The sequence below is a fragment of the Nonomuraea composti genome (genome assembly GCF_012034275.1).
In the GTDB taxonomy this organism is placed as follows: Bacteria; Actinomycetota; Actinomycetes; order Streptosporangiales; family Streptosporangiaceae; genus Nonomuraea; species Nonomuraea composti.
The window spans coordinates 20,474-43,029 of the sequence record NZ_JAATEP010000043.1; the positions used below are offsets into that span (position 1 = coordinate 20,474).

Consider the following 22,556-nt stretch of genomic DNA (forward strand, 5'->3'; position numbering starts at 1 on the left):
GCAGGCCCCGGCCGGTGTCAGCTCACCGCCCAGGCGTTCTCCTGTTTCCTGCTCGACTCGGCCAGCGCCTCGACCATGGCCCTGATGGCGGGGCGGCGGGCCGCGTCGGTGCGCCACACCGCGTAGATGCGGCGCGACTGGCGCGGCAGCAGCGGGACGAGCCGCACGCCCGGCGGCACGCAGTCGCGGCCGAGCCGCGGCACGATGGCGCAGCCCAGACCGGCCGCGACCAGCGCGAGCTGGGTCGGGTACTCGTCGGCCATGCAGGCGATCACCGGCTCCAGCGACGCGCTGCGCAGGGTGAACACCAGCCAGTCGTGGCAGACGGTGCCGGGCGAGCCGCTGATCCACTGCTCGCCGCGCAGGGCGGACAGCTCGATCTCGCGCGCGTCCGCCAGCGGGTGGCCGTCGGGCACGGCCACGTCGGCGACGTCGTCGAGCAGAGTGGCCTTGGACAGGCCCTCGGGGATGGCCATGGGGCGGTTGAGCCAGTCCTGGATCACGCCGAGGTCGAGCTCGCCCCTGGCGACCTCGCGGACGACCCGCTCGGGCTCGCGCTCGTTGAGCTGCACCCACAGGTCGGGGTGGCGCTGCTTGAGCGAGACGAGCGCGCCCGGCATGAGGCCGCGGACGGCGGTGGGGAAGGCGGCCACGTTGAGCCGGCCGACGACCGCGCCGCGCAGCGCCTCGAAGTCGGCCTCGGCGGTCTCGACCAGGGCGAGGATGCGCTCGGCGTGCTCGGCCAGCAGGCCGGCGGCGTCGGTCAGGCGCACGCCGCGCCCGTTGCGCTCCATCAGGCGGGCGCCGGTCTCGCGCTCCAGCTTGGCGATCTGCTGGGAGACGGCCGAGGGGGTGACCATGAGCGCGTCGGCCGCCGCGCCCACCGAACCGTAGACGTGCACAGCGTGAAGAGCCTTGAGCCGGTTCAGGTCCAACATGTAAGCCAGCCTAAACGGTTTAGCGTAGAAAGTCTCGCTTGTCGTTGAATGTGTAGCAGATGAAAATAGATGCATGAGAATCCTGAAGACGAAGAAGCAGCAGACCGGCTCCGTGTCGTACCTCAAGGTCCTCGCCGAGCAGGCCCGCGAGCAGCGCATCCGCTACCAGAAGCCGGCTCGCTGAGCGAGCGCTCCGGGGGTGTGGGCAGGTACACCCCCAGCCGGTTGCCAGACGCAGGGATCACGAGCTGACCCCACGGCATCGTCAGGACGGACAGATCCCCCGACCTGACGGAAGTGCGTGACAACGTGGGGCAGAACACCAGAGAGGCCGCCGTCATGGCGGCCTTTGTCATGGTGGTGGGGGTGGTGGCGCCGCTGTGGCCCACGCCGGTGCGCCGCGCCCTGGACGGCGCCGTCCGGCTCCGTCCCGTCGAGGGCGGGCGGGCCCTGGCGCTGCCCGCCACGGCTCCCCTGGTCATCGCGGCCGGCGTGGCCGCGCCCCTACCTCAAGCGGTGATCACAGGGCCGCCGCGGCGGCCTCGGCGGCGGCGGGCAGCGCCTCGGCCACCCGCCCGATGGCCTCGTCGTCGTGCGCGGCCGACAGGAACCACGCCTCGTAGGCCGACGGCGGCAGGTAGACGCCCTGGTCGAGCATCGCGTGGAAGAACGCGGTGAAGGCCGCGGTGTTCTGGGTCTTGGCCTCGTCGAAGCCCGTCACCTCGGCGTCGGTGAAGAAGATCGAGAACAGGCTGCCGGCCCGCTGTAGCCGGTGCGGCACCCCGGCCTTGGCCAGCGCCTCGGAGGCCAGCTCGCCCACCTTGAGCGCCGCCGCGTCGACCCGGGCGTAGGCGTCGGCGTCGAGGGCCCGCAGCGTGGCCAGGCCCGCCGCGCAGGCCAGCGGGTTGCCCGACAGCGTGCCCGCCTGGTAGACGGGCCCCTCGGGCGCGAGGTTGGCCATCACGTCGGCCCGGCCGCCGAACGCCGCCGCCGGCAGCCCGCCGCCCATGACCTTGCCGAACGTCATCAGGTCGGCATCCACGGGGTCGAGGCCGTACCAGCCCGCCGGGGAGACGCGGAAGCCGGTCAGCACCTCGTCCACGATGAGCAGCGCGCCGTGGGCGGTGCACAGCTCGCGCAGGCGCGCGTTGAAGCCGTCGCGCGGCGGGACGACCCCCATGTTCGCCGGGCACGCCTCGGTGATCACGCACGCGATCTCCGCGGCGGCGAAGGCCCGCTCGACGGCGGCGAGGTCGTTGTACGGCAGCACGATCGTGTCGGCCGCCGACGCCCCGGTCACCCCGGGCGTGTCGGGCAGCCCGAACGTGGCCACCCCCGACCCGGCCGAGGCCAGCAGCGCGTCGACGTGCCCGTGGTAGCAACCGGCGAACTTGATCACTTTCGACCGCCCGGTGAACCCCCTGGCCAGCCGCACCGCGCTCATCGTCGCCTCGGTGCCCGAGCTGACCAGCCGCACCTTCTCGACCGGCGCCACCCGCGCCACGATCTCCTCGGCCAGCTCCACCTCGCCCTGCGTGGCGGTGCCGTAGGAGAAGCCGCTCGCGACGGCCCGCTCGACGGCCTCGACGACGGCCGGGTGGCGGTGCCCGAGGATCATCGGCCCCCAGGAGCACACGAGGTCGACGTAGCGGTTGCCGTCGACGTCGGTGATGTACGGCCCCTGCCCCGAGGCCATGAAACGCGGCGTGCCGCCCACCGAGTTGAACGCGCGCACCGGGGAGTTGACGCCCCCGGGCACGATCCGGCGGGCGCGGGCGAACAGGGTCTCGGAGTTCTGTGTACGGCTCACCGGCCTAGGTTATCCGGCCCTGCCTCCGCCCCCGAGATCAGTCGGCCAGCCACTCCAGGATGCGCAGCGGGTCGGGCAGCGGCCGGCCGTCGGGCGGCCGCAGCCACGAGACGGGCTGCCCGCTCGGCAGCGTGGACGGCGGGGCCAGGACGTAGCTGTCGCGGCAGTGCCAGCGCAGCCCCGGCGTGTCGTCGATGGTGGCCGGGTCGCAGTCGAGGTGGCAGGACCACCATTCGTCCTCGTCCTCGGGGTTGCCGCGGGTGGCCACGTAGAACAAGACCCGGTCGCCGTTGGCGGCGACCGGGCCTGAGTGGGCGTCGGCGGCGTCGATCCGGGTGAGGGCGGACAGGCCGACGGAGAGGGGTACGTCGAAGACGTCGAACACGCGCCCCGTGGGCAGGATCACATTGGCCTCGGGCTCGGCCTGCCACCAGCGCGTGAGCTGGGCGGTGTCGGTCGTGGCCTGCATGTGCCAGGCGGGCGAGAGCGGGTGGGCGCCGGGGTCGGGACAACCGACGCGGTCACAGGAGCACGCGCGCGGCCCGTGCGGCAGCGGATAGGCACCGGGCACGACGGGCCAGCCCAGCTCGGCGTACTCCAGCACGGCCGTGATGCGTGTCGGCCGTGCTTGTTTCCGGGCCCGCTTTTTGGTACGCCGAGCCAGTGGTACCCCCACCATGGTGTCTCCCGTTCGACTCACAGCGCCTGAGGAGGCCCCGACACCGGACGGAACGGCAGCCGCGGTCAAGCGGCCTGCCGCAGGCACCTACGCACACGCGGGACACACCAGCACTTGTCATGCAACTCTAACCCACGGGCCCCATGAGTTGACGGGAAACCCCTTGGTTAGAGCCGTCGAGCCACTTCCGTGGCCCAGTAGGTCAGGATCAGGTCGGCGCCGGCCCGCTTGATCGCGACCAGCGACTCCATGATCATCCGCTCGCGGTCGACCCAGCCGTTGGCCGCGGCGGCCTCGATCATCGCGTACTCGCCGCTGACCTGGTAGGCGGCCACCGGCACGTCCACCTCGGCGCGGACGCCGGCGATGATGTCGAGGTAGGCCAGCGCCGGCTTGACCATGACCGCGTCGGCGCCCTCCGCCAGGTCGAGGCGGACCTCGCGCAGCGCCTCGCCCAGCCGGCCCGCCGGGTCCTGCTGGTGGGTGCTGCGGTCGCCGAACTGCGGCGCGCACTCGGCGGCGTCGCGGAACGGGCCGTAGAAGGCTGAGGCGTACTTGGCGGAGTAGGCCAGGATCGGCACGGTGCCGTGGCCGGCGGCGTCGAGGGCCGCGCGGATGGCGCCCACCTGGCCGTCCATCATGCCGCTGGGCGCCACCATCTGGGCGCCCGCCTCGGCCTGGGCCACCGCGACGGAGGCGTAGCGCTCCAGCGTCAGGTCGTTGTCGACGTCGCCCGACGGGGTGAGGATCCCGCAGTGGCCGTGGTCGGTGAACTCGTCGAGGCACGTGTCGGCCATGACCACGATCGAGTCGCCCACCTCGGCGACCACGTCGCGCAGCGCCACCTGCAGCACACCGTCGGGGTCGTCGGCGGCCGAGCCGCGGGCGTCCTTCACCGCCGGGATGCCGAACAGGATGAGGCCGCCGACCCCGGCCGCGGCGGCGTCGTGCGCGGCCTTGCGCAGCGAGTCGCGGGTGTGCTGGACGACGCCCGGCATCGAGGCCACGGGCTGCGGCTCGGTGATGCCTTCCTTGGCGAACAGCGGCAGGATCAGGTCGGCGGGGTGCAGCCTGGTGCCCGCCACCATCCGGCGCAGCACCGGGCTGCGGCGCAGCCGCCTGGGACGGGCGACGGGGTACTCGGCGCTCATCTGGCTCTCCTCCTCGCGCCCCGGCGGTTCTGCGACGGCCGGCGGGGCGTGTCGCCCGCGGCCAGCGCCGCCTGGCGCTGCTTGGCTCCGAACTCGGCCACCGCGGCGGCCAGGGCGGAGGCTGACGGCTTGTCGGCCATGACGTCGACCCGGAGCCCGAACTCCTCGGCCGTCTTGGCCGTCTGCGGCCCGATGACCGCGATCACGGTGACGTTGTGCGGCTTGCCCGCGATGCCGACGAGGTTGCGCACCGTGGACGAGGACGTGAAGAGCACGGCGTCGAAGCCGCCGCCCTTGATGGCCTCGCGGATCGGCGCGGGCGGCGGGGCGGCCCGCACGGTGCGGTACGCGGTGACGTCGTCGCACTCCCAGCCCAGCTCGGTGAGCCCGGCCACGAGCGTGTCGGTGGAGATGTCGGCGCGCGGCAGCAGCACGCGGTTGATCGGGTCGAGCATCGAGTCGTACGGCGGCCACTCGGCCACCAGCCCCTCGGACGACTGCTCGCCGGAGGGCAACAGGTCGGGCTTGACCCCGAACTCGATCAGAGCCCGCGAGGTGGCGTCGCCGACGGCGGCCACCTTGAGCCCGGCGAAGGCGCGGGCGTCGAGGCCGTACTCCTCGAACTTCTCGCGCACCGCCTTGACGGCGTTGGCGCTGGTGAAGGCCACCCACTCGTAGCGGCCCGTGACCAGGCCCTTGATCGCGCGGTCCATCTGCTGCGGGGTGCGGGGCGGCTCGACCGAGATGGTCGGCACCTCCTCGGGCACCGCGCCGTAGGCGATGAGCTGCTCGGACAGGCTGCGCGACTGCTCCTTCGTACGCGGCACCAGCACCCGCCACCCGAACAGCGGCTTGGTCTCGAACCACGACAGCTTGTCGCGCTGGCCCACGGCCTCGCCGACCACGATCAGCGCGGGCTCGGTGAACCCGGCGTGCTTGAGGTCGGCCTGGAACCGGCCGAGCGAGGACACGACGGTGTACTGCTCGGTGGTGGTGCCGCCGCTGCTGACGGCGACCGGCGTGGTGTCGGGCTTGCCGCCGGCGATCAGCGCCTTGCCGATGGCCACGGCGTCGCCGATGCCGTTGTAGATGACCAGCGTGCCGCGGCAGGCGGCGTGGGCCGCCCAGTCCTGCTCCTGGGCGGCGTCGACGACGCGGAACTCGGGGACCGCCGTCGCCGGCGGGATGCCGGCGTAGGTGAGCACGGCGGTCGCGGGCGGCACGCCGGGCACGATCTCGAAGTCCACCTCCGCCGCGGTGCAGGCAGCGGCCTCCTCGGTGATCGAGGAGAACAGCATGGGGTCGCCTTCGACGAGGCGGACCACGAGCTGCCCCCGTGCGGCGCGCCGCACGAGGTCGCCTTCGGCGGCCTGGGCGACCTCGACGCCTTCACGGCAGTGGCGCAGCAACGGGGTCTGCGTCTCGGCGTCGAGCACCACCGCGTCGGCCTTGGCGAGCAGCTCGGCGGCGCGGAGCGTCAGCAGGTTGGGGTCACCTGGACCCGCGCCCACGAACGCGACGAAACCGGAGGTTGGACTATCGGAGCTCAATGGGAATGCTCCCCCATCAATCTGTCGGCACCTTCGGCGATCATCTCGGCCGCTAGGAGGCGGCCCAGGTTCGCAGCCTCCGAAGGAGAGCCGGCGGCGGACTTGCGGACCGTTTCGCGGCCGTCGATGGAGACGACCACAGCGGTCAGGTTCAGAGTGTGCCCGTCATCGGCGGCGAACGCACCCACCGGAGCGGCGCACCCGGCCTCCAGGGCGGCGAGCAGGGCTCGCTCGGCGGTCACCGCGGAGCGGGTACGGGGGTCGTCGAGCACGCGCAGGAACTCGATGACGTCGGCACGGTCGGCGCGGCACTCGACGGCCAGCGCGCCCTGGCCGGGCGCGGGCAGCAGCTCCTCGACCTCGAAGATCTGCGCGATCTCGGCGTCGCGGCCGATGCGGTGCAGCCCGGCCGAGGCGAGGACGACCGCGTCGAGCTCGCCGGAATTGACTTTGCCGATGCGCGTGTCGGCGTTGCCGCGGATGGCGACGTACTCGAGGTCGGGGCGGAGCGCGCTGAGCATGGCGACGCGGCGCGGCGAGCCGGTGCCGACCCGGGCGCCGGGCGCGAGGTCGGCGAACTTGTGCGTGCCGACCAGCGCGTCGCGGTGGTCGTGCCGGGCCGGCAGCGCGGCCAGCGTGAAGCGTGGGTCCTGTCTGGTCGGCAGGTCCTTGAGGGAGTGGACGGCGAAGTCGATCTCGCCCTCGACGAGCTTGTCGCGCAGCGCGCTGACGAACACGCCCGTGCCGCCGAGCTGCGCCAGGTGCGCCTTGGTGACGTCGCCGAACGTGGTGACGCCGACCAGCTCGACCGCCCTGCCGGTGCGCTCGGTGTAGGCGTCGGCCACCAGCTGCGACTGCGTGGTCGCGAGGAGGCTGCGGCGGGTTCCGAGCCGCAACGCGCCGGACCGCGACGTCACAGCTCCACCTCCCTCACGGCCTCGGGCATCTTCGGATCCAGGTTGAACAGCTCACGCAGGGCTTCCGCATAATGATCGCCCCCCGGGCAGGTGGCGAGCTGCTTGACACGCACAGTCGGCTCGTGAAGCAGCTTGTCGACGACCCGCTGGACGGTCATGGCCACTTCGTCCCTGGCCCGCTCGTCGAGGTCGGGCACGCGCATGAGCAGGCGGCCCAGCTCCGACTCCACCACGCTCGCCGCCTTGCTGCGCAGCGCCACCACGGTCGGGGTGACCCTGGCGGCCCGCTCGGCGTCGAGGTAGGCGCGCAGCTCCGCGGCGACCAGGGCGCGGACGGACTGCACCGCGTCGCCCTCGCGCGAGCCGATGCCGGACTCCTGGATCGTCTCCAGGTCGACCAGCGTGACGCCGGGCACGGCGCGCACGGCGGGGTCGATGTCGTGCGGCAGCGCCAGGTCCAGCAGGAACGCCGGCCCCGCCAGCATGTCGGGCGTGACGATGTGGCGGCCGGCGCCCGTGCAGGTGATGACGATGTCGGCGGCGGCCAGCTCGTCGCCGACGCGGGAGAACTCGACGGCCCGCCCGCCGACGGACGCGGCCAGCCGGGCGCCCCGCTCGTACGTGCGGTTGGCCACGACGATGTCGGTGACCCCGGCGCGCGACAGCGTGGCGGCGGCCAGCGAGCTCATCGAGCCCGCGCCGATCACCAGGGCGCGCCGCCCCGCGAGGTCGCCCGCGAGGGCGAGGCCGGCGGTGACGAGGGAGGCGCCGTGCTTGTCGATGCCGGTGTCGGTCTGGGCCCGCTTGCCGACGCGCAGCGCCTGCTGCACCAGCTCGTTGAGGGTGGCGCCGACCGTGCCCTGGCGCTGCGCCAGCTTGAGCGCCTGGCGGACCTGGCCGAGGATCTGGCCCTCGCCGACCACCATGGAGTCGAGCCCGCACACCACGGAGAACAGGTGCTCGACCGCCCGCTCCTCGTAATGAACGTAGAAGTGCGGGGTCAGCTCGTCGACGGGGACGCCCGAGTGGACGCCCAGGAGGTTGCTGATGGATGTGACGGCGGCGTGGAAACGGTCGACCGTGACGTAGACCTCGACCCGGTTGCAGGTCGAGACCACCATGGCCTCCGCGACGCACGGATCCTGCCGTACGTCGTGCAGGAGCTTGACGAGCGCGTCGCCCGTGACCGAGACGCGCTCCAGCAGAGCCACCGGCGCGGTGCGGTGGCTGAGTCCGATGGCCAGAACACTCATTGACTGTCCACCGCCATGAGCGGCCCCCCAGCTTTGCGTTGCTCGTGGAACGCGAGAATCTGCAGTTCTATGGATAGATCGACCTTACGGACATCGACGCTCTCCGGCACGGAGAGCACGACCGGGGCGAAGTTCAGGATGCTGGTGACGCCCACGGCGACCACGCGATCGCAGACCTCCTGCGCCGCTGCCGCCGGTGTCGCCAGAACCACGATCGAAACTCCACGCCGCTTGATGACGGCTTCCAGGTCGTCGATGTGCTCCACATTCAATCCCGCGATGGTGTCGCCCACGACTTCGGGGTCGGCGTCCACGAGCGCGGCGACCCGGAAGCCCCTGGAGACGAAGCCGCCGTAGTTGGCCAGCGCGCGGCCGAGGTTACCGACACCGACGATCGCGACCGCCCAGTCTTGCGTCAGGCCGAGCTCGCGGGAGATCTGGTAGACGAGGTACTCAACGTCATAGCCTACGCCGCGCGTGCCGTACGAGCCGAGGTGTGACAGATCCTTGCGCAACTTCGCGGAATTGACACCGGCGGCGACGGCGAGGTCCTCGGAGCTGACCGTCGCGATGCCCCGCTCGGCCATCCCGTGCAGCGCCCTGAGGTACAGCGGAAGCCTGGCGACCGTCGCCTCGGGAATACCGCGGTCACGGGGCTGGGACGGGCTCTTCACGTGCCGGTGCTCCAGGGAACGGGCGGCTTGGGGACCGCGTGACGGAATCGAACCGTCTTTCAGGTTAATCCCTTTGTGAACCGATGCACAAAGTCGGCGGCGGTACGGTTGCCGTATGCATCGCATCACGTTGCTCGGCAAGCCCGGCTGTCACTTGTGTGACGACGCGCGCGAGGTCATCGCCAGGGTCGCGGGCGAGCTCGGCGTGCCGTGGGAGGAGGTCAGCATCGAGTCTTCGGCCGAGTTGCAGGAGAAGTACTGGGAGATGATCCCGGTCACGCTGATCGACGGCGTGCAGCACGACTTCTGGCGGGTCGACGAGGCGCGCCTGCGCGCGGCGCTCAGCAGCTGACGGTCTCTCAGCAGCCGACGGTCTCTCAGTAGTCGACGGTCTCTCAGTAGCCGACGGTGGGCAGCGGCACCACCTTCGCCGCGTTCACGTTGAGCTCGATGACGTTCGTGGCCAGCACCATCGCCTGCCGCTCGTTGACGAACCGCTCGACGTGCGGCTGCCGCTGGTGGTCGCGGTAGGCGACCTCGTCGCGGTAGAGCTCGTAGACGATGCGCTGCAGCGGCGCGGACTTCACGGCGTGGCAGACGTACACGAGCGTGTCGGGCTCGCCGCGCCGCACGGCCTCGACGGTGGCCTCGGCCAGCCGGTCGAACGCCTCGCCCGCGCCGTCCATGATCGTGAAGACGGTGAGCATGCCGTAGATGCCCGGCGCGGGCCGGCCGGAGCCGGGCTGCTGCTGCGCGGGCGAGAACAGGTCGGCGCCCGGGAAGATCGCGCCCGTGGCCGGGGCCGGGGCCGGAGGCGGCGGGGGCGGGCTCATGGAGGGGGCGCCGTTCATGATGTAGCCCGTGGAGGGGCCGTCGTCGAGCGGGGCGGCCATGCGGGCCGCGTAGTCGACGTCGCGCTGCCGGTGGCCCTCGTCGCCGGCGCGGTACTCGGCCACGAGGTCGCCGAGCCCGGACGCGCGGCGCGGCGGCGCGGGCGGCAGGTCCGCGGCCGGTACGGGCTCGGGCGCGCCCCTGCGGCCGCCCTGCGGCGGCACCTCGTCGCGGAACATCGGGCGCTCGCCGGGCGTCATCCGGTGCTCGTCGAGCGCCAGGGGACGCTCCTCGCCCGGAGCCGGACGCGGCATCGGACGCGGCACCGGACGCTCCTCGCGGCGCTGAGAGCGCTCCTCCCGGCGCGAGGAGCGCGTCTCGCGGTCGTCGTCGAAATCGTCCTCGTCGTCGTCCTCGTACGGCGCCAGCGGCCGCAGGACGGTGTACCAGACCGCGGCGGCGGCCACGGCGAGCAGCGCCGTGGTGAACAGCGGCGCCACCGCGAACCGCAGCGCGCCCACCAGTGCCAGCCCCGACGGAACGACGACCACGGTCGCGTGTAGGTTGTCGGTGTCGTACTCGTCGCCGTTGCGCCATTTGATGCCCGCCACCACCAGCATGGCCAGCATGACGAGCAGGGAGACCACGTGGGCGCCGGTGAGCAGGTAGCCGGGGAAGACGTTCCAGTGGGCCGAGCCCGAAGGCAGGCTCTTGCCCATGTCCTCGGTCTTCAGCGGGTCCCAGACCATGATCACGACGGACACGAAGGTCAGCGCGCCGCCGAGCAGCCATGCCAGGAACCTGGGCGGCACCTTCTCCGAGAGCAGCTGCACCAGGCCGATGGCCAGCCAGAGCGGCGCCACCAGCGATCCCGTCACCTGGTAGATCCGGAACGTGAGGCCGCCGAAGCCGGCGAGGTAGCCGATGCCGATCACAAGGAGTGACAGGCACAGGCCCACGACTGCAACGGTCCAGGCGACCAACCACCCCTCAGGCTCGTCGCGCAGTCGTTGGATCAGGGCACCGGCCGCGACGGCGGCCAGGAGCGCACCGGCAAAAGCTATGACAGCAACGAGGATCTCCATGGTGACTCCAATGCTGCCGGACGATGCCTCCCAGCCGGTAGCCGAAGAGGGAACGGGTCGGTCCACCACGGTATCCGCCGATTACGCCTAGTCATGCATGACTTCCGTGGATTGTGGATTTTCCGGTTGATTTCTAGAGTGTTCGAGCACGCCGCACCCCTTACCCCTAGGGATACCGGATGCCTGACTCGTCGCCGTTCGCCGGGCTGCTCGCTCCAGCGGTCGCTGGACCTGCCCGGACGGGCGAGTTCGCCGTGCGCGAAGACGTCCCGGAAGATGTCTCCGGCGACCTGCGCACGCTGGTGATGCACGCCAAGAACGGCTGCACGCAGTCCTTTGGCACGCTCTACGACCGCTACGTCGACCTGGTCTACCGCTACATCTACTTCCGGGTGGGCTCCCACCCCCTCGCGGAGGACCTCACCAGCGAGACCTTCCTGCGGGCACTGCGCAGGATCGGCGACTTCACCTGGCAGGGCCGCGACTTCGGGGCCTGGCTCGTGACCATCGCGCGCAACCTGGTGACCGACCACTTCAAGTCGGGGCGCTACCGGCTGGAGATCCCGACCGGCGAGGTCATCGACGTTCCGCTCGACGGCTCGCACATCCCCGAGAACGCCGTGGTCACGGCCATCATCAACGACCGGGTGCTGCGTGCCGTACGAGACCTCAATCCCGAACAACAGGAATGCGTCGTCCTGCGCTTCCTGCACGGCCTCTCGCTCGCGGAAACCGCGCTGATCATGGGGAAGAAGAGTGGAGCGATCAAAGCGCTGCAGTTCCGTGCCGTCCGGGCCCTGGCCAGGGCTCTCAAGCACGACCTGGCGTAACCTCCACCATCCGCCCCTCGTTAAGCAGGTGTCATGGCCGCGTCGGTCAGGGAGCCGTCATGAGTAGGGCGCGCAGGCGGCGCGAACGCGTGCTGGAGCAGCTCACCGAGCTGCGGGAGCTGCCTCTCGGCGGCGCTCCGGGAGCCGCCTTCAAGGAGCGGCTGCGCGCGGAGCTGCTGTCGGGGGCCCTGGAGGCCGAGCCGGAGCCCGCCGCCGAGCCCGCGCGCCGCGACCTGCCGCGGCGCCGTCCGCTGCTGTCGCAGCTGGCGGCCGTGGGGCTGGCGGCGGCGCTGATGGTCTCCTCCTTCGCGACCTACCAGGCCGTGCCCGGCGACTCGCTCTACCCGCTCAAGCGCGCCGCCGAGACCACGCTCGTGCACCTCAGCCCCGGCGAGGCGGAACGCGCCGAGCGCGAGCTGGACTCCGCCAAGACCCGCGCCAAGGAGGTCGCCAGCCTGCTCGGCTCCTCCGCCGACGGCCCGCTGGTCAAGAAGACGCTCAAGGACATGGAGGAGTCCACCCGGTCGGGCATCAGCAGGCTCGAACGCGCCGAGCCGCGCTCGCCGAAGATCAAGAAGTTCGCCCGGGAGCAGGAGGAGACCGTCAAGCCCATGCTCCAGGAGCTCGACGAGGACCAGCTCGCCCAGGCCGAGGGCTACCTCGACTACATCGAGGGTCTGGTCGCCCCTGAGTAGGTAAGTAAGCTGAAGCCCATGTGGCGGCTTATGCGACGACGACACGAGACGCAGCCCGAGGTCGCCGGCGAGGTCGCGGCGCAGGCGGCGGTCACCGTCGCGCCCGTCGAGCCGGACCTGGAGGCCGCGGCCTTCTTCGACGTCGACAACACGATGATGCGCGGCGCGTCGATCTACCACTTCGCCAGGGGCCTGGCCACGCGCGGGCTGTTCACCACGTCCGACCTGTTCAAGTTCGCGGTCGGGCAGGCGGTGTTCCGGCTGCGCGGCAACGAGAATCCCGAGCACATCGCGGTGGCCCGCGAGACGGCGCTGGCGTTCGTCGCCGGGGCCAAGGTCGACGACGTCGTCCGCCTCGGCGAGGAGATCTACGACGAGGTCATGGCCGACCGCATCTGGGGCGGCACCCGCGCGCTCGCCCAGCAGCACCTCGACGCCGGCCAGCGGGTCTGGCTGGTCACCGCCACGCCGATCGAGCTGGCCCGGGTGATCGCGCAGCGGCTCGGCCTGACGGGCGCGCTCGGCACGGTGGCCGAGACCAGCAACGGCGTCTACACCGGCCGGCTCGTCGGCGACCTGCTGCACGGCCCCGCCAAGGCCGAGGCGGTGCGCGCGCTGGCCCGCAGGGAGGGCCTCGACCTGACCCGCTGCACCGCCTACAGCGACTCGGCCAACGACCTGCCGATGCTCTCGCTGGTCGGCACCGCCGTCGCGATCAACCCCGACAACGAGCTGCGCGAGCACGCCAGGAAGCACGACTGGGAGGTCAGAGACTTCCGCACCGGCCGCAAGGCCACGCTCACGGCGCTGCCCATCGCGGCCGGCGTGGGTGCCGTGGCGGGCGGCGTGGCGGCGGGCATCGCCCTGCGCCGCCACTACCGCCGCTGACCCCCTACTTCAGCGAGTCGAACAGCGAGGTGGCCGCCGGCTGCTTCCACTGGATCCGGTTGGGGTCGCCCGGGTAGGGCTCCCACGGCACCGCCGCGACGTTCACCTTCACTTCCTGGAGCTGCCTGCCCAGCTCGTACATCTCCTCCACGCTCAGGTCCGTCCGCACGCCCTTGCGCATCTCGCCCAGGAACGCCTTGAGCTTGGCCGGGTCCGCGACCAGTTGCCGCTGCGCCTTCTTCAGCATCGCCAGCACCAGCGCCTGCTGCCGCTTGATCCGCGCGATGTCGGAGCCGTCGCCGTAGCGGCGCAGGCGCGCGTAGCCGAGGGCCTGCTCCCCGTTCAGCACGCTCTCGCCCGCGGGCAGCTTCAGCTTCGCGGCCGCGTCGTCCACAGGCTGGGGAAGCTTGACGGTCACGCCGCCGAGCGCGTCCACCATGGTCTTGAAGCCGCTGAAGTCCACCTCCACCGTGTGGTGCAGCCGCAGCCCCGTGAGCTTCTCCAGCGTCGTCCTGAGGCAGCTCGCGCCGCCCTTGGCGTAGGCCGAATTGATCATGTCGAGCCGGGCGGGTTCCGTCCCGCAGCGCGCGATGCGCACCATGGAGTCGCGCGAGACGCTGACCGCGGTGGCCTTGCCCCGGTCGGCGGGCACGTGCACGATCATGATGGTGTCGGAGCGCTGGCCCGCGTTCTGCCTGGCCGACTGGGGGCCGTAGCGCTCGTTGCCGGCGCCCTCGCGCGTGTCCGAGCCGATCACCAGGATGTTCCTCGTGCCGCTCATGTCGGCCGGGTCCGCTCCGGCTGGGGGCGCGGCGGTCGGCCTGGCCGCGATGAACGCCACCGGCGCCGCGACCGCCGCGGCCGTGGCGGCGGCCACGAGCCCGGCCGTCCACCACGCGGACCAGCGGCGCCGGGGCCGGGCGCGCAGGAAACGCGCGCGCTGGCGGGCGAGCGAGGCGGGTGGCTGGTGCTCCAGCTCGGCCCCGAGGTCTCGGAGCAGCTTCAGGTCGTCCATCGTCACTCCTCCTCCATCGGGTTGGCGTCGCCGAGCGCGGCACGTACCTTCCGCCTGCCCCTGTTGAGGCGGGAGCGCACGGTGCCCACGGGGATGCCGAGCGCGCGGGCCGCCTCCTCGTACGTCAGGTCGCCCCAGGCGATCAGCAGCAGCACGTCGCGGTCCCTGGCGGGCAGCGCGGCCAGGGCGCCGGCCAGCTCCGCGCGCACGGCCTGCGCGGTCACCCCGGCGGCCACCCGGTCGGCGGGCGACTCCACCTCGGAGTCCACGGGGGCGCGCAGGAGGGCGCGGTAGCGGGCCGCCTCGGTGCGGTGGTGGCGGGAGACGAGCTTGGTCAGGATGCCGAACAGCCACGGCCTGGCGTCCGGGTACGCCAGGTCGTAGCTCTTCCTGCGGGAGAAGGCGACCAGGAACGTCTCACCGACGAGGTCCTCGGCGGGCTCGGGGCCGAGCCGGCGGGAGACGTAGCGGTAGAGCATGGCGGAGTAGCGGTCGAAGAGCTCGGCGAAGGCCTCGGGTTCGGTCCACGAGGCTCGTACGAGGTCGGCGTCCGCACCCCTGACGGCGGGTTGCGTGATCATCTCCGCCCTTCTGTGGGGGATCGGTCACGGATGTCTTGCCACAACCCGCCCAAAGGGTTCAGATCTCCTTGAGCTGGCCCCCGTCGATCACGAACTCGGCGCCGGTCGTGCTGCCGGAGCGGGGCGAGGCGAGCAGGGCGACCGCGTCGGCGATCTCCTGCGCGTGGACGAGCCGGCCGGTGGCCAGCCCCATCATCGCAGGAGCCACCTCGGTGAGCACGCTGTCACGGTCGGAGCCGACCATGCCGGCGAAGACCTCGGCCGCGCCGCCCTCCTTCGTCCACCAGTCCGTCAGCACCGCGCCGGGCGTGACGGTGTTGACCCTGATGCCCTGCGGGGCGTACTCGGCGGACAGCGACTTGCTGAGCGCCAGCACGGCCGCCTTCGCCGCGCCGTAGTCCACGTTCACGGCGGAGGGCTGCCTGGCCATCGTCGAGGAGACGTTCACGATCGAGCCGCCGCCGCGCTCCAGCAGGTGCGGCACGGCCGCGCGGATCATGCGGACGGCCGCGAACAGGTTGAACTCGAACATCGCCGCCCAGTCCGCGTCGTCCGGCGTCATGAAACCGGCCCGCGGCAGCGTGGTGCCGGGCGGCGGCCCGCCGGCGTTGTTGACCAGGATGTCCAGCCCGCCGAACTCCTCCACCGCCCGCGCCACGACCCGGGCGGGCGCGGCGGGGTCCATCAGGTCGGCCGCGACGTGCGTCACCTTGGCGTCGGCGAGCGCGTCGGACGGGGTTCGCGAGACGGCGACCACGTGGGCGCCCTCCTCGGCCAGGGTGCGGGCGACGGCCAGGCCGATGCCCTTGGACGCGCCGGTGACGACGGCGACGCGGCCGGAGAGCTGCAGATCCATGGGGTTTCCCTTCGGTGTTCCTTCAGTCCGTGCACAGAACACCGGCGGGATCGGGGCGGTTGCACCCGGGAGCTACAGAAACGGCGGGAAGGCGTGCCCTCTGCGCAGCCGCAGCTCGTTGAGCAGCTGCTGGATGACCTCGCGCACGTGGTCGGTGATGTTGAAGACCAGCATGGGGTCGTCGGCGGCCGACGGTTCGTACTCGTCGGTGCGGATCGGCTCGCCGAACTCGATCATCCACTTGGACGGCAGCGGCACCAGCCCGAGCGGCCCCAGCAGCGGGAAGAACGGGGTGATCGGCAGGTAGGGCAGCCCCAGCATCCTGGCCAGGGTCTTCAGATCGCCGATCTTGGGATAGATCTCCTCGGCCCCCACGATCGCGGTGGGCACGATCGGCACCCCCGCGCGGATGGCGGAGGCGACGAAGCCGCCGCGGCCGAAGCGCTGCAGCTTGTAGCGCTCGGAGAACGGCTTGCCGACGCCCTTGAAGCCCTCGGGGAAGACCCCGACCAGCTCGCCCTTGCGCAGCAGCCGGTCGGCGTCCTCGCGGCAGGCCAGCGTGTGGCCGGTCTTGCGGGCCAGGTGGCTGAGCAGCGGAAGCTGGTAGACCAGGTCGGCGCCGAGCAGCCGCAACGGCCGGCCGGCCTCGTCGTGCAGCGCCACCTGCAGCATCAGCGCGTCGAGCGGCAGCGTGCCGGAGTGGTTGGCGACGACCAGGGCGCCGCTGTCGTGCGGAATGTTCTTCAGCTCGACCGTCTCGACCCTGAACCAGTGGGTGTAGAGCGGCCTGATCAGCTCCAGCACGACCTTGTCGGTCAGCTCGGCGTCGTAGCCGAACTCGTCGACCTCGTAGTCGCCGGTGACGCGCCTGCGCAGGAACGCCAGCAGCCTGGCGAGGTGGTCGGCGAGCTCGTCGGCGGGGCTCTGCCGGTCGTCGAAGGACGGCGCCGCGCTGATGGGGATCACGCGGCCCTTCTCCTCGCGGGGGACGCTCACGCGCGCACACCTCCGGACTGCTCGCGGGGAACGCTCACGCCCGCACACCTCCGAGCGGCCGCAGGCCGCGGGAGCGCAGGAAGTCGTCGAAGGCCGCCCCGGTGGTGAACTTGGGCTTCCAGCCCAGCTCGGCCTCCAGCCGGCTGATGTCGACGGCACGGCCGTGGCTCATCAGCCGGACCTGCTCAGGGGAGTACTCCACCAGCCCGATCCGGCGCACGGCGCCGCCCAGCACCTTGAAGGCGGGCGAGAGCAGCGGCAGCGTCGGCCGCCCCGCCCTCCTGGCACACTGCGACAGCAGCAGCACACCGGCCCCGGCCACGTTGTACGTGCCGGGGTGATCCTCCGTCGCCATCCGGCGCAGCACCTCGACCGCGTCGTCCTCGTGGACGAACTGCAGCCGCGGGTCGAAGCCGAACACGGTCGGCAGCACCGGCTGGGTGAAGTAACGGGTCAGCGGCGAGTCGACGCCGGGACCCATGAAGTTGGCGAAGCGCAGCAGCGAGACGACCACGTCGGGCCGGCGCCGGGCGAAGCCCCGCACGTAGCCCTCGACCTCGGCCGCGTCTTTCGCGTAGCCGTGGACGGGACCCTCGTGCGGCTCCAGGTCTTCGGTGAACACCGCCGGGTCGCGGGGCGACGAGCCGTAGACGGCGGTGGTGGAGCGCACCACCACGCGCCGCACGGTCGCCGACCGCTGGCAGGCACCGAGCAACTGCATGGTGCCGATGACGTTGTGCTCTTTCATGGCCGCCCTGCCGCCGTTCTTCGACGGAGCGCTGACCAGGCTCATGTGCACAACGGTGTCGATGTCCGCGGCCGCGATCACCTGGGCGATGTCGGGGCTGCGCAGATCGACCCGGACGAACTCCGTCCGGCCCAGAGAGATGCCGCCGTCTCGCGTCAGCGAGGGGGGCGGCACGGTGTCCACTCCGATGACACGGCTGATGTCCGGGTCTGCCGCCAGAGCACTCGCCACCCGGGCGCCTATGTGGCGCGAGACCCCGGTGACAAGCACGGTGTGGGTCATCAGCGCCTCGCAGCTGCGTCGATTACTTCTTGTTGCGCCGCTGGATGCGCGTCTTCTTGAGCAGCTTGCGGTGCTTCTTCTTAGCCATCCGCTTGCGGCGCTTCTTGATCACAGAGCCCACGGGACCCCCAGGTACTGATAGCACGTCTGAACCGGAGTGCGAGCGCACACCGGCTCACAGACTACCGGCGATCCGCGGTGGATCGCCCCTCGGGGGGTGAGGGCCCGGCCGCAGCAGCGCCGGCCGGGCCTCTCCCGCGAGAGCACTCACGACACGTCTCGGCGTGTCGCTACGTCAACCTGCCTCGATGTAGGCCTCCCGCAGATAGTCGTGTACCGCCTGCTCAGGCACCCTGAACGATCGGCCGACTCTGATGGCCGGCAGCTCACCCGAGTGGACGAGCCGGTACACCGTCATCTTGGACACCCTCATGACCGTCGCCACTTCTGCGACGGTCAGGAACTTCACCTCACTGAGAGGTCTTTCGCCTGCACCCATCGGACGCCTCTTCCGCACGTGTTTCCGGGTTATCCCCACTGGTGCCATTGCTCACGCACGTGTACTGCCGTCAGCGTAAGTCGGGACTCCGAGTGCGCAAACCCCCTAGTTTCTCAACGGGCGGAGCCACCTGTCAGCCGAACCAGCGAAATCGCTGGCCAATGGCCTGGCCGAGCACCGCACTTGGACGTTGGAACTGTCCAAGCTGCCACACATAAGAGTCGCCGAGGCCCTATCAAAAGTTGGCAAAGGGACAGCGAGCCTCTTGGAATGCAGGCGCGAAAAGACGGTATGCGGATGACCGAATTAGACTCAAAGGGCTTGTGAGACTCCTGTGACCAACCTCTCGGTCAGCGGAGCGTAATAGCGGGGTAGCACGTTGTCGTCGAGTGGCACGACCACGTCAAGCTTGCCTTCCGCCTCGCCGACGAAGAGCCCGGGGTCGTTGCTGTCGGCGAACGCCACCGTCGGCACACCCGCCTCACCGGCCGCTCCCGCCCAGCCGTGGTCGGCGATCACGAGGTCGGGCAGGTCGCCGTTCAGCTCGCCGAGCATGTGCCGCATCGGGGCCGCGTCGTGCGTGTGCACCAGCGCGCCCCGGTCGTCGAGCATGGCGATGTCCTGCAGATAACGGATCCTTCTGGGACGACCGAAACCCGACCCCGCGTACGTCCAGCCCTCGGCGGGAGACAGCAGCCGCGCTCCCCTGGCCGCGCAGAAGGCCGCCAGCGGCAGGTGCACGGCCAGCAGGCCCGTGGGGTGGCCGGTGGCGAACAGGATGCGCGGCTCCGGCCGCGACAGCACGGCGGCGATGCGCTCGGCCATCGCGTCGATCGCGTCGATGGTCAGGTCGGGGTCGATGGTGTCCTGGCCCCAGCGGTGGCCCGCGTCGGGCACGACGCCCGCGGACTTGGCCATCAGGGCGAGGATGTCGCGGTACGACCACGGCTGGTCGAAGGTCAGGCCCAGCGCGTAATAGGGGTCGCCGTTCGCCAGCGAGCTGTAGTGGTCCAGGTTGTTCTCGCGGGGGGTCGCGACATCGCCGGCTATGCGGCTCTGGATGAGATGATCTCGGAGTTCGTCGCGGCTCAGCACTGGTTCTTCCTCGTCAGGGCAACGGATCGAGGCCGTGCAGCCTCAGTCAGGGCAGCGGATCGAGGCCGTGCAGGGGGAACACCGCGTTTCGGGTCGCCATGACCGCACGGTCAATGGGGTCCGCTGGATCATAACCACCGGACAGGTCACGAAATTCCGGGTTTCGGCCGTCCGTCATGGTCAGCGGCGGTGTCTCGCCCGTCCGCTCCCGTACGAACCGGCGCCAGCCCTGGCTCGTCGGCGTGGCCGGATCGACCGGATGGCCCGCCACCTCGGCGATGAGGTGCGTCCACGCCCGTGGCACCACCTGCACCAGCTCGTAACCGCCCCCGCCGGTGGCGATCCACCGGCCGCCCGCCGTCTCATGGGCCAGGCGGTGCAGCGCGGCGTACGCGGCCCGCTGGCCGTCGACACTCAGCATGAGGTTGGCCAGCGGGTCGAGCGCGTGGCTGTCGCAGCCGTGCTGCGTCACCAGGATCTCGGGCCTGAACTCGTGCAGCAGCGGCGGCACCACCGCGTGGAAGGCCCGCAGCCAGCCGGAGTCGCCGGTGCCGGCCGGGAGCGCGACATTGACGGCCGTGCCCTCGGCCCCCGTCTCCTCGGGGAAGCCGGTGCCGGGGAACAGCGTGCGCGGGCTCTCGTGCAGGCTGATCGTCAGCACCCTGGGGTCGTCGTAGAAGATCGTCTGCACGCCGTCGCCGTGGTGCACGTCCACGTCCACGTACGCGACGCGGCTCACGCCCTGACGCAGCAGCCAGGCGATGGCCAGCGCCGGATCGTTGTAGACGCAGAACCCGCTGGCCGTGGCCGGCATCGCGTGGTGCAGCCCGCCCGCGACGTTGACCGCGTGCTCGGCCGCGCCCTCCCACACCGCGCGGGCCGCCGCCAGAGACGCGCCGGCGATCAGCGCGGACGCCTCGTGCACGCCCGCGAACGCGGGATTGTCGGTCGTGCCGAGCCCGGCGGACAGGTCGGGGCGGCCGTCGGCGGAGACCCGCTTGACCGCCTCGATGTAGGAGCGGCTGTGCACCATGGACAGCTCGTCGTCGCTCGCGGAGCCGCAGCCGCTCAGCTCGACCTTGTCGAGCACGCCGAGCTCGCGGGCCAGCGCCATGGTGAGCTCCACGCGCACGGGGGCGAGTGGATGGCTCGGGCCGAAGTTGTAGGAGGTGAGAGCGTCGTCCCAGATCACCCGTGCCGACCGGCTCATGCCAACCCCTCCGCGTGTCCCTCGCCTTGCGCCGACGTTACCGCAGGGCAGACATCGCGTTGTAGCCCGGGCTTCGGCTCGTTCTCGTACCGGGTGCGACGTTCTCCTCCTGGATGCGGTGCCGAAAACCTCCCGGCAATACCGACATTTACTGAATAGGGTTTGGTCGTGCGCGTGGTGCGGGCCTTGACGAGGGTGGTGCGGTTCTTCCAGCGTCCCAAGGTCGCCGACCGGACGCTGGTGATCCTGCTCGTCATCCCCTCGATCCTCGGCGGCGTCGCCGTGCTGCTCCGGGGCGACCTCCCGCTCGCCCTGGGCAACGTGCACTACCTGCTGACCGTGCTGCCCCTGCTCATGCGCCGCAACCGGCCGGTCACCACCATGAGCGTGGTCGCCGCCATCGACGCCGTGTGCATCGTGACGGGCCTCGTCGACGGCCCCAACATCGGCACGACCGTCGCCCTCTACAGCCTGAGCCGCTACGCGCCCGGCCGCACCACCGCCATCGCCTCCGGGGCCGCCTGGCTCTTCTACGCCCTCCTCCTCGACCTCGCCACCCCGATGCAGGCCGGCTGGCTGGCCGCCGTGTTCCTCGTCGTCCTGCCCGTCGGGCTGGGCCAGGTCTTCCGGCTCAGGCACGAGCTCAACGAGCGCGGCCGGCGCGAGGCCGCCGACGCCGCCGTCCGCGCCGAACGGCGGCGCATCGCCAGGGAGCTGCACGACGTCGTCGCCCACCACATCACCGTCATCAACGCCCTGGTCGGCGGGGCCCGCGCCACGCTGCCGCCCGAGCAGACCGTCACCAGGGACGCCCTGGAGAGCGCCGAGCAGACCGCCCGCCAGGCGATGACCGAGATGCGCCGCCTCCTGGACGTGCTGCGGGCCGACGGCAGCGAGGGGCCGGACGCCGCCACCGGCGTGGGCGCCGACCGCCTGCCCGCCCTGGTCAAGGAGGCCAGGTCCGCGGGCCTGCCGGCCGAGCTGACCGTCACCGGGGAGCCCGTCGAGCTGCCCGCCGCCGTGGACCACGCCGTCTATCGCATCGTCCAGGAAGCGCTCACCAACACCCGCAAGCACGCCCTCGGCGCCAGGGCCAGCGTGCGCCTGGCGTACGAGACCTCCGCCGTGGAGATCGAGGTGCTCGACGACGGCCTGCCCAAGGACGGCGGCACGCCCGGCTTCGGCCTCGGCGGCATGGCCGAGCGGGTCGCCCTGTGCGGCGGCCAGCTGTCCACCGGGCCCCGTCCAGAAGGAGGATTCCGCGTGCACGCCCGTATCCCGCTGGAGCAGGCATGACCCCTGGAGAGAAGATCGGCGTGCTGCTGGTGGACGACCACGCGCTCGTCCGTACCGGCTTCAAGCTGATGCTCGACGCCCAGCCCGACATGAGCGTGGTCGGCGAGGTCGCCGACGGCGAGCAGGCCGTGGCGCTGAGCCGGCGGCTGCGCCCCGACGTGGTGCTGATGGACCTGCACATGCCCGGCATGGACGGCGTCCGCGCCACCGAGCTGATCACCACCGAGCTGCCGGGCGTGCGGGTGCTCGCGCTCAGCACGTTCGACCTGGACGAGAACGTGGTGGCGGCGCTGCGCGCGGGCGCCGACGGGTTCCTGCCCAAGGACGTCTCCCCCGAGGAGCTGATCGAGGGCGTGCGCGTCGTGCACCGGGGCGAGTCGGCCGTCGCCCCGCGCCTGCTGACCCGGCTCATCGGCACGTTCGTGCGCACCACGCCGGCCCGCGCGGCGCCCGCCGAGCTGGCCGCGCTCACCGACCGCGAGCGGGAGATCCTCGTGCTCATCGCGCGCGGCCTGTCGAACGCCGAGATCGCCGCCGGCCTGGCCGTCTCCCCCTCCACCGTGAAGAACCACGTGACGAGCCTGTTCGCCAAGCTCGGTGTCAGGGACCGCGCCCAGGCCGTGATCATCGCGTACGAGGCGGCGCTCGTCCAACCAGGAGCGTAGGACCACGGTCCT

24 protein-coding genes are annotated in these 22,556 nt (G+C 71.5%); 6 read left to right on the forward strand and 18 right to left on the reverse strand.

What is annotated here, in order from left to right:
* Positions 1-17 precede the first annotated feature (17 nt).
* The 8 genes from HCN51_RS41745 to HCN51_RS41780 form a co-directional block, all read right to left on the reverse strand.
* Complete coding sequence (locus tag HCN51_RS41745) at positions 18-938, reverse strand: LysR family transcriptional regulator (RefSeq protein WP_080043659.1); 921 nt, start codon at positions 936-938, stop codon at positions 18-20.
* Positions 939-1,458: 520 nt separating this feature from the next.
* On the reverse strand, positions 1,459-2,748 hold the full coding sequence (gene hemL, locus HCN51_RS41750; RefSeq protein ID WP_168017554.1) for a glutamate-1-semialdehyde 2,1-aminomutase: 1,290 nt from the start codon (positions 2,746-2,748) through the stop codon (positions 1,459-1,461).
* A 37-nt stretch (positions 2,749-2,785) separates the two neighbouring features.
* The gene (locus HCN51_RS41755; protein ID WP_168017555.1) at positions 2,786-3,427 is read right to left on the reverse strand and encodes a bifunctional DNA primase/polymerase; all 642 of its coding nucleotides are present in this window, start codon (positions 3,425-3,427) and stop codon (positions 2,786-2,788) included.
* Positions 3,428-3,594: 167 nt separating this feature from the next.
* On the reverse strand, positions 3,595-4,578 hold the full coding sequence (gene hemB / locus HCN51_RS41760) for a porphobilinogen synthase (protein WP_168017556.1): 984 nt from the start codon (positions 4,576-4,578) through the stop codon (positions 3,595-3,597).
* Positions 4,575-6,089: a uroporphyrinogen-III synthase gene (locus tag HCN51_RS41765; protein ID WP_168017557.1), complete on the reverse strand. Its 1,515-nt coding sequence runs from the start codon at positions 6,087-6,089 to the stop codon at positions 4,575-4,577. The genes hemB and HCN51_RS41765 overlap by 4 nt, the downstream gene beginning before the upstream one ends.
* Positions 6,090-6,124: 35 nt before the next feature.
* On the reverse strand, positions 6,125-7,045 hold the full coding sequence (gene hemC, locus HCN51_RS41770) for a hydroxymethylbilane synthase (protein WP_168017558.1): 921 nt from the start codon (positions 7,043-7,045) through the stop codon (positions 6,125-6,127).
* Complete coding sequence (locus HCN51_RS41775) at positions 7,042-8,298, reverse strand: glutamyl-tRNA reductase (RefSeq protein ID WP_168017559.1); 1,257 nt, start codon at positions 8,296-8,298, stop codon at positions 7,042-7,044. Before HCN51_RS41775 ends, hemC begins: the two co-directional genes overlap by 4 nt.
* The gene (locus tag HCN51_RS41780) at positions 8,295-8,972 is read right to left on the reverse strand and encodes a redox-sensing transcriptional repressor Rex (protein ID WP_155128710.1); all 678 of its coding nucleotides are present in this window, start codon (positions 8,970-8,972) and stop codon (positions 8,295-8,297) included. Before HCN51_RS41780 ends, HCN51_RS41775 begins: the two co-directional genes overlap by 4 nt.
* A 115-nt stretch (positions 8,973-9,087) precedes the next feature.
* On the opposite strand from HCN51_RS41780, the gene HCN51_RS41785 reads away from it, so the two are divergent.
* Positions 9,088-9,324: a glutaredoxin family protein gene (locus tag HCN51_RS41785; protein WP_080043666.1), complete on the forward strand. Its 237-nt coding sequence runs from the start codon at positions 9,088-9,090 to the stop codon at positions 9,322-9,324.
* 43 nt (positions 9,325-9,367) lie between these two features.
* On the opposite strand, the gene HCN51_RS41790 is transcribed toward HCN51_RS41785, so the two are convergent.
* Complete coding sequence (locus HCN51_RS41790; RefSeq protein WP_168017560.1) at positions 9,368-10,888, reverse strand: putative quinol monooxygenase; 1,521 nt, start codon at positions 10,886-10,888, stop codon at positions 9,368-9,370.
* Positions 10,889-11,067: 179 nt separating this feature from the next.
* Between HCN51_RS41790 and HCN51_RS41795 the strand changes: the two genes are divergently transcribed.
* From HCN51_RS41795 to HCN51_RS41805, 3 genes are read left to right on the forward strand one after another with little or no spacing between them, the layout of a single operon-like run.
* Positions 11,068-11,718, forward strand: coding sequence for a sigma-70 family RNA polymerase sigma factor (locus tag HCN51_RS41795; RefSeq protein ID WP_080043668.1), 651 nt, complete (start codon positions 11,068-11,070; stop codon positions 11,716-11,718).
* Positions 11,719-11,777: 59 nt separating this feature from the next.
* Complete coding sequence (locus HCN51_RS41800) at positions 11,778-12,413, forward strand: DUF5667 domain-containing protein (protein WP_168017561.1); 636 nt, start codon at positions 11,778-11,780, stop codon at positions 12,411-12,413.
* Between the two features lie 30 nt (positions 12,414-12,443).
* Positions 12,444-13,301, forward strand: coding sequence for an HAD family hydrolase (locus HCN51_RS41805; RefSeq protein ID WP_230465652.1), 858 nt, complete (start codon positions 12,444-12,446; stop codon positions 13,299-13,301).
* Between the two features lie 4 nt (positions 13,302-13,305).
* On the opposite strand, the gene HCN51_RS41810 is transcribed toward HCN51_RS41805, so the two are convergent.
* The 9 genes from HCN51_RS41810 to HCN51_RS41850 form a co-directional block, all read right to left on the reverse strand.
* Positions 13,306-14,316, reverse strand: a complete 1,011-nt coding sequence (locus HCN51_RS41810; protein WP_168017562.1) for an LCP family protein — start codon at positions 14,314-14,316, stop codon at positions 13,306-13,308.
* A gap of 2 nt (positions 14,317-14,318) precedes the next feature.
* Positions 14,319-14,897, reverse strand: coding sequence for an RNA polymerase sigma factor (locus tag HCN51_RS41815; RefSeq protein ID WP_080043672.1), 579 nt, complete (start codon positions 14,895-14,897; stop codon positions 14,319-14,321).
* 58 nt (positions 14,898-14,955) lie between these two features.
* Positions 14,956-15,753 (reverse strand): SDR family NAD(P)-dependent oxidoreductase, encoded by a 798-nt coding sequence (locus HCN51_RS41820; protein WP_168017563.1) that lies wholly within the window; start codon positions 15,751-15,753, stop codon positions 14,956-14,958.
* 72 nt (positions 15,754-15,825) lie between these two features.
* Complete coding sequence (locus HCN51_RS41825) at positions 15,826-16,749, reverse strand: lysophospholipid acyltransferase family protein (RefSeq protein ID WP_418113260.1); 924 nt, start codon at positions 16,747-16,749, stop codon at positions 15,826-15,828.
* Between the two features lie 34 nt (positions 16,750-16,783).
* A complete protein-coding gene (locus HCN51_RS41830; protein ID WP_080043675.1) occupies positions 16,784-17,779 on the reverse strand; it encodes an NAD-dependent epimerase/dehydratase family protein in 996 nt (331 codons plus the stop codon).
* Between the two features lie 22 nt (positions 17,780-17,801).
* Positions 17,802-17,900 (reverse strand): 30S ribosomal protein bS22, encoded by a 99-nt coding sequence (locus HCN51_RS41835; protein WP_018654693.1) that lies wholly within the window; start codon positions 17,898-17,900, stop codon positions 17,802-17,804.
* 174 nt (positions 17,901-18,074) lie between these two features.
* Positions 18,075-18,278, reverse strand: a complete 204-nt coding sequence (locus HCN51_RS41840; protein WP_026214222.1) for a helix-turn-helix domain-containing protein — start codon at positions 18,276-18,278, stop codon at positions 18,075-18,077.
* A gap of 312 nt (positions 18,279-18,590) precedes the next feature.
* Complete coding sequence (locus tag HCN51_RS41845; protein WP_080043676.1) at positions 18,591-19,373, reverse strand: phosphatase; 783 nt, start codon at positions 19,371-19,373, stop codon at positions 18,591-18,593.
* Between the two features lie 46 nt (positions 19,374-19,419).
* A complete protein-coding gene (locus HCN51_RS41850) occupies positions 19,420-20,583 on the reverse strand; it encodes an acetoin utilization protein AcuC (RefSeq protein WP_168017565.1) in 1,164 nt (387 codons plus the stop codon).
* 168 nt (positions 20,584-20,751) lie between these two features.
* Here HCN51_RS41850 and HCN51_RS41855 point away from each other — a divergent pair, with 168 nt between their 5' ends.
* Entirely contained in the window at positions 20,752-21,879 is a 1,128-nt protein-coding gene (locus HCN51_RS41855) for a histidine kinase (protein WP_168017566.1), read from the forward strand.
* A complete protein-coding gene (locus tag HCN51_RS41860; protein WP_168017567.1) occupies positions 21,876-22,544 on the forward strand; it encodes a response regulator in 669 nt (222 codons plus the stop codon). Before HCN51_RS41855 ends, HCN51_RS41860 begins: the two co-directional genes overlap by 4 nt.
* Positions 22,545-22,556: the final 12 nt, after the last annotated feature.

Excerpts from the sequence above, each read along its gene's own strand:
- HCN51_RS41790 (WP_168017560.1), bottom strand. The coding sequence starts at position 10,888 with ATGGAGATCCTCGTTGCTGTCATAGCTTTTGCCGGTGCGCTCCTGGCC.
- HCN51_RS41820 (WP_168017563.1), bottom strand. The coding sequence starts at position 15,753 with ATGGATCTGCAGCTCTCCGGCCGCGTCGCCGTCGTCACCGGCGCGTCC.
- HCN51_RS41850 (WP_168017565.1), bottom strand. The coding sequence starts at position 20,583 with ATGAGCCGGTCGGCACGGGTGATCTGGGACGACGCTCTCACCTCCTAC.
- HCN51_RS41805 (WP_230465652.1), top strand. The coding sequence starts at position 12,444 with ATGCGACGACGACACGAGACGCAGCCCGAGGTCGCCGGCGAGGTCGCG.
- HCN51_RS41785 (WP_080043666.1), top strand. The coding sequence starts at position 9,088 with ATGCATCGCATCACGTTGCTCGGCAAGCCCGGCTGTCACTTGTGTGAC.
- HCN51_RS41810 (WP_168017562.1), bottom strand. The coding sequence starts at position 14,316 with ATGGACGACCTGAAGCTGCTCCGAGACCTCGGGGCCGAGCTGGAGCAC.
- HCN51_RS41775 (WP_168017559.1), bottom strand. The coding sequence starts at position 8,298 with ATGAGTGTTCTGGCCATCGGACTCAGCCACCGCACCGCGCCGGTGGCT.
- HCN51_RS41860 (WP_168017567.1), top strand. The coding sequence starts at position 21,876 with ATGACCCCTGGAGAGAAGATCGGCGTGCTGCTGGTGGACGACCACGCG.
- HCN51_RS41755 (WP_168017555.1), bottom strand. The coding sequence starts at position 3,427 with ATGGTGGGGGTACCACTGGCTCGGCGTACCAAAAAGCGGGCCCGGAAA.
- HCN51_RS41815 (WP_080043672.1), bottom strand. The coding sequence starts at position 14,897 with ATGATCACGCAACCCGCCGTCAGGGGTGCGGACGCCGACCTCGTACGA.
- HCN51_RS41800 (WP_168017561.1), top strand. The coding sequence starts at position 11,778 with ATGAGTAGGGCGCGCAGGCGGCGCGAACGCGTGCTGGAGCAGCTCACC.
- HCN51_RS41830 (WP_080043675.1), bottom strand. The coding sequence starts at position 17,779 with ATGACCCACACCGTGCTTGTCACCGGGGTCTCGCGCCACATAGGCGCC.
- HCN51_RS41840 (WP_026214222.1), bottom strand. The coding sequence starts at position 18,278 with ATGGGTGCAGGCGAAAGACCTCTCAGTGAGGTGAAGTTCCTGACCGTC.
- hemB (WP_168017556.1), bottom strand. The coding sequence starts at position 4,578 with ATGAGCGCCGAGTACCCCGTCGCCCGTCCCAGGCGGCTGCGCCGCAGC.
- HCN51_RS41745 (WP_080043659.1), bottom strand. The coding sequence starts at position 938 with ATGTTGGACCTGAACCGGCTCAAGGCTCTTCACGCTGTGCACGTCTAC.
- HCN51_RS41795 (WP_080043668.1), top strand. The coding sequence starts at position 11,068 with ATGCCTGACTCGTCGCCGTTCGCCGGGCTGCTCGCTCCAGCGGTCGCT.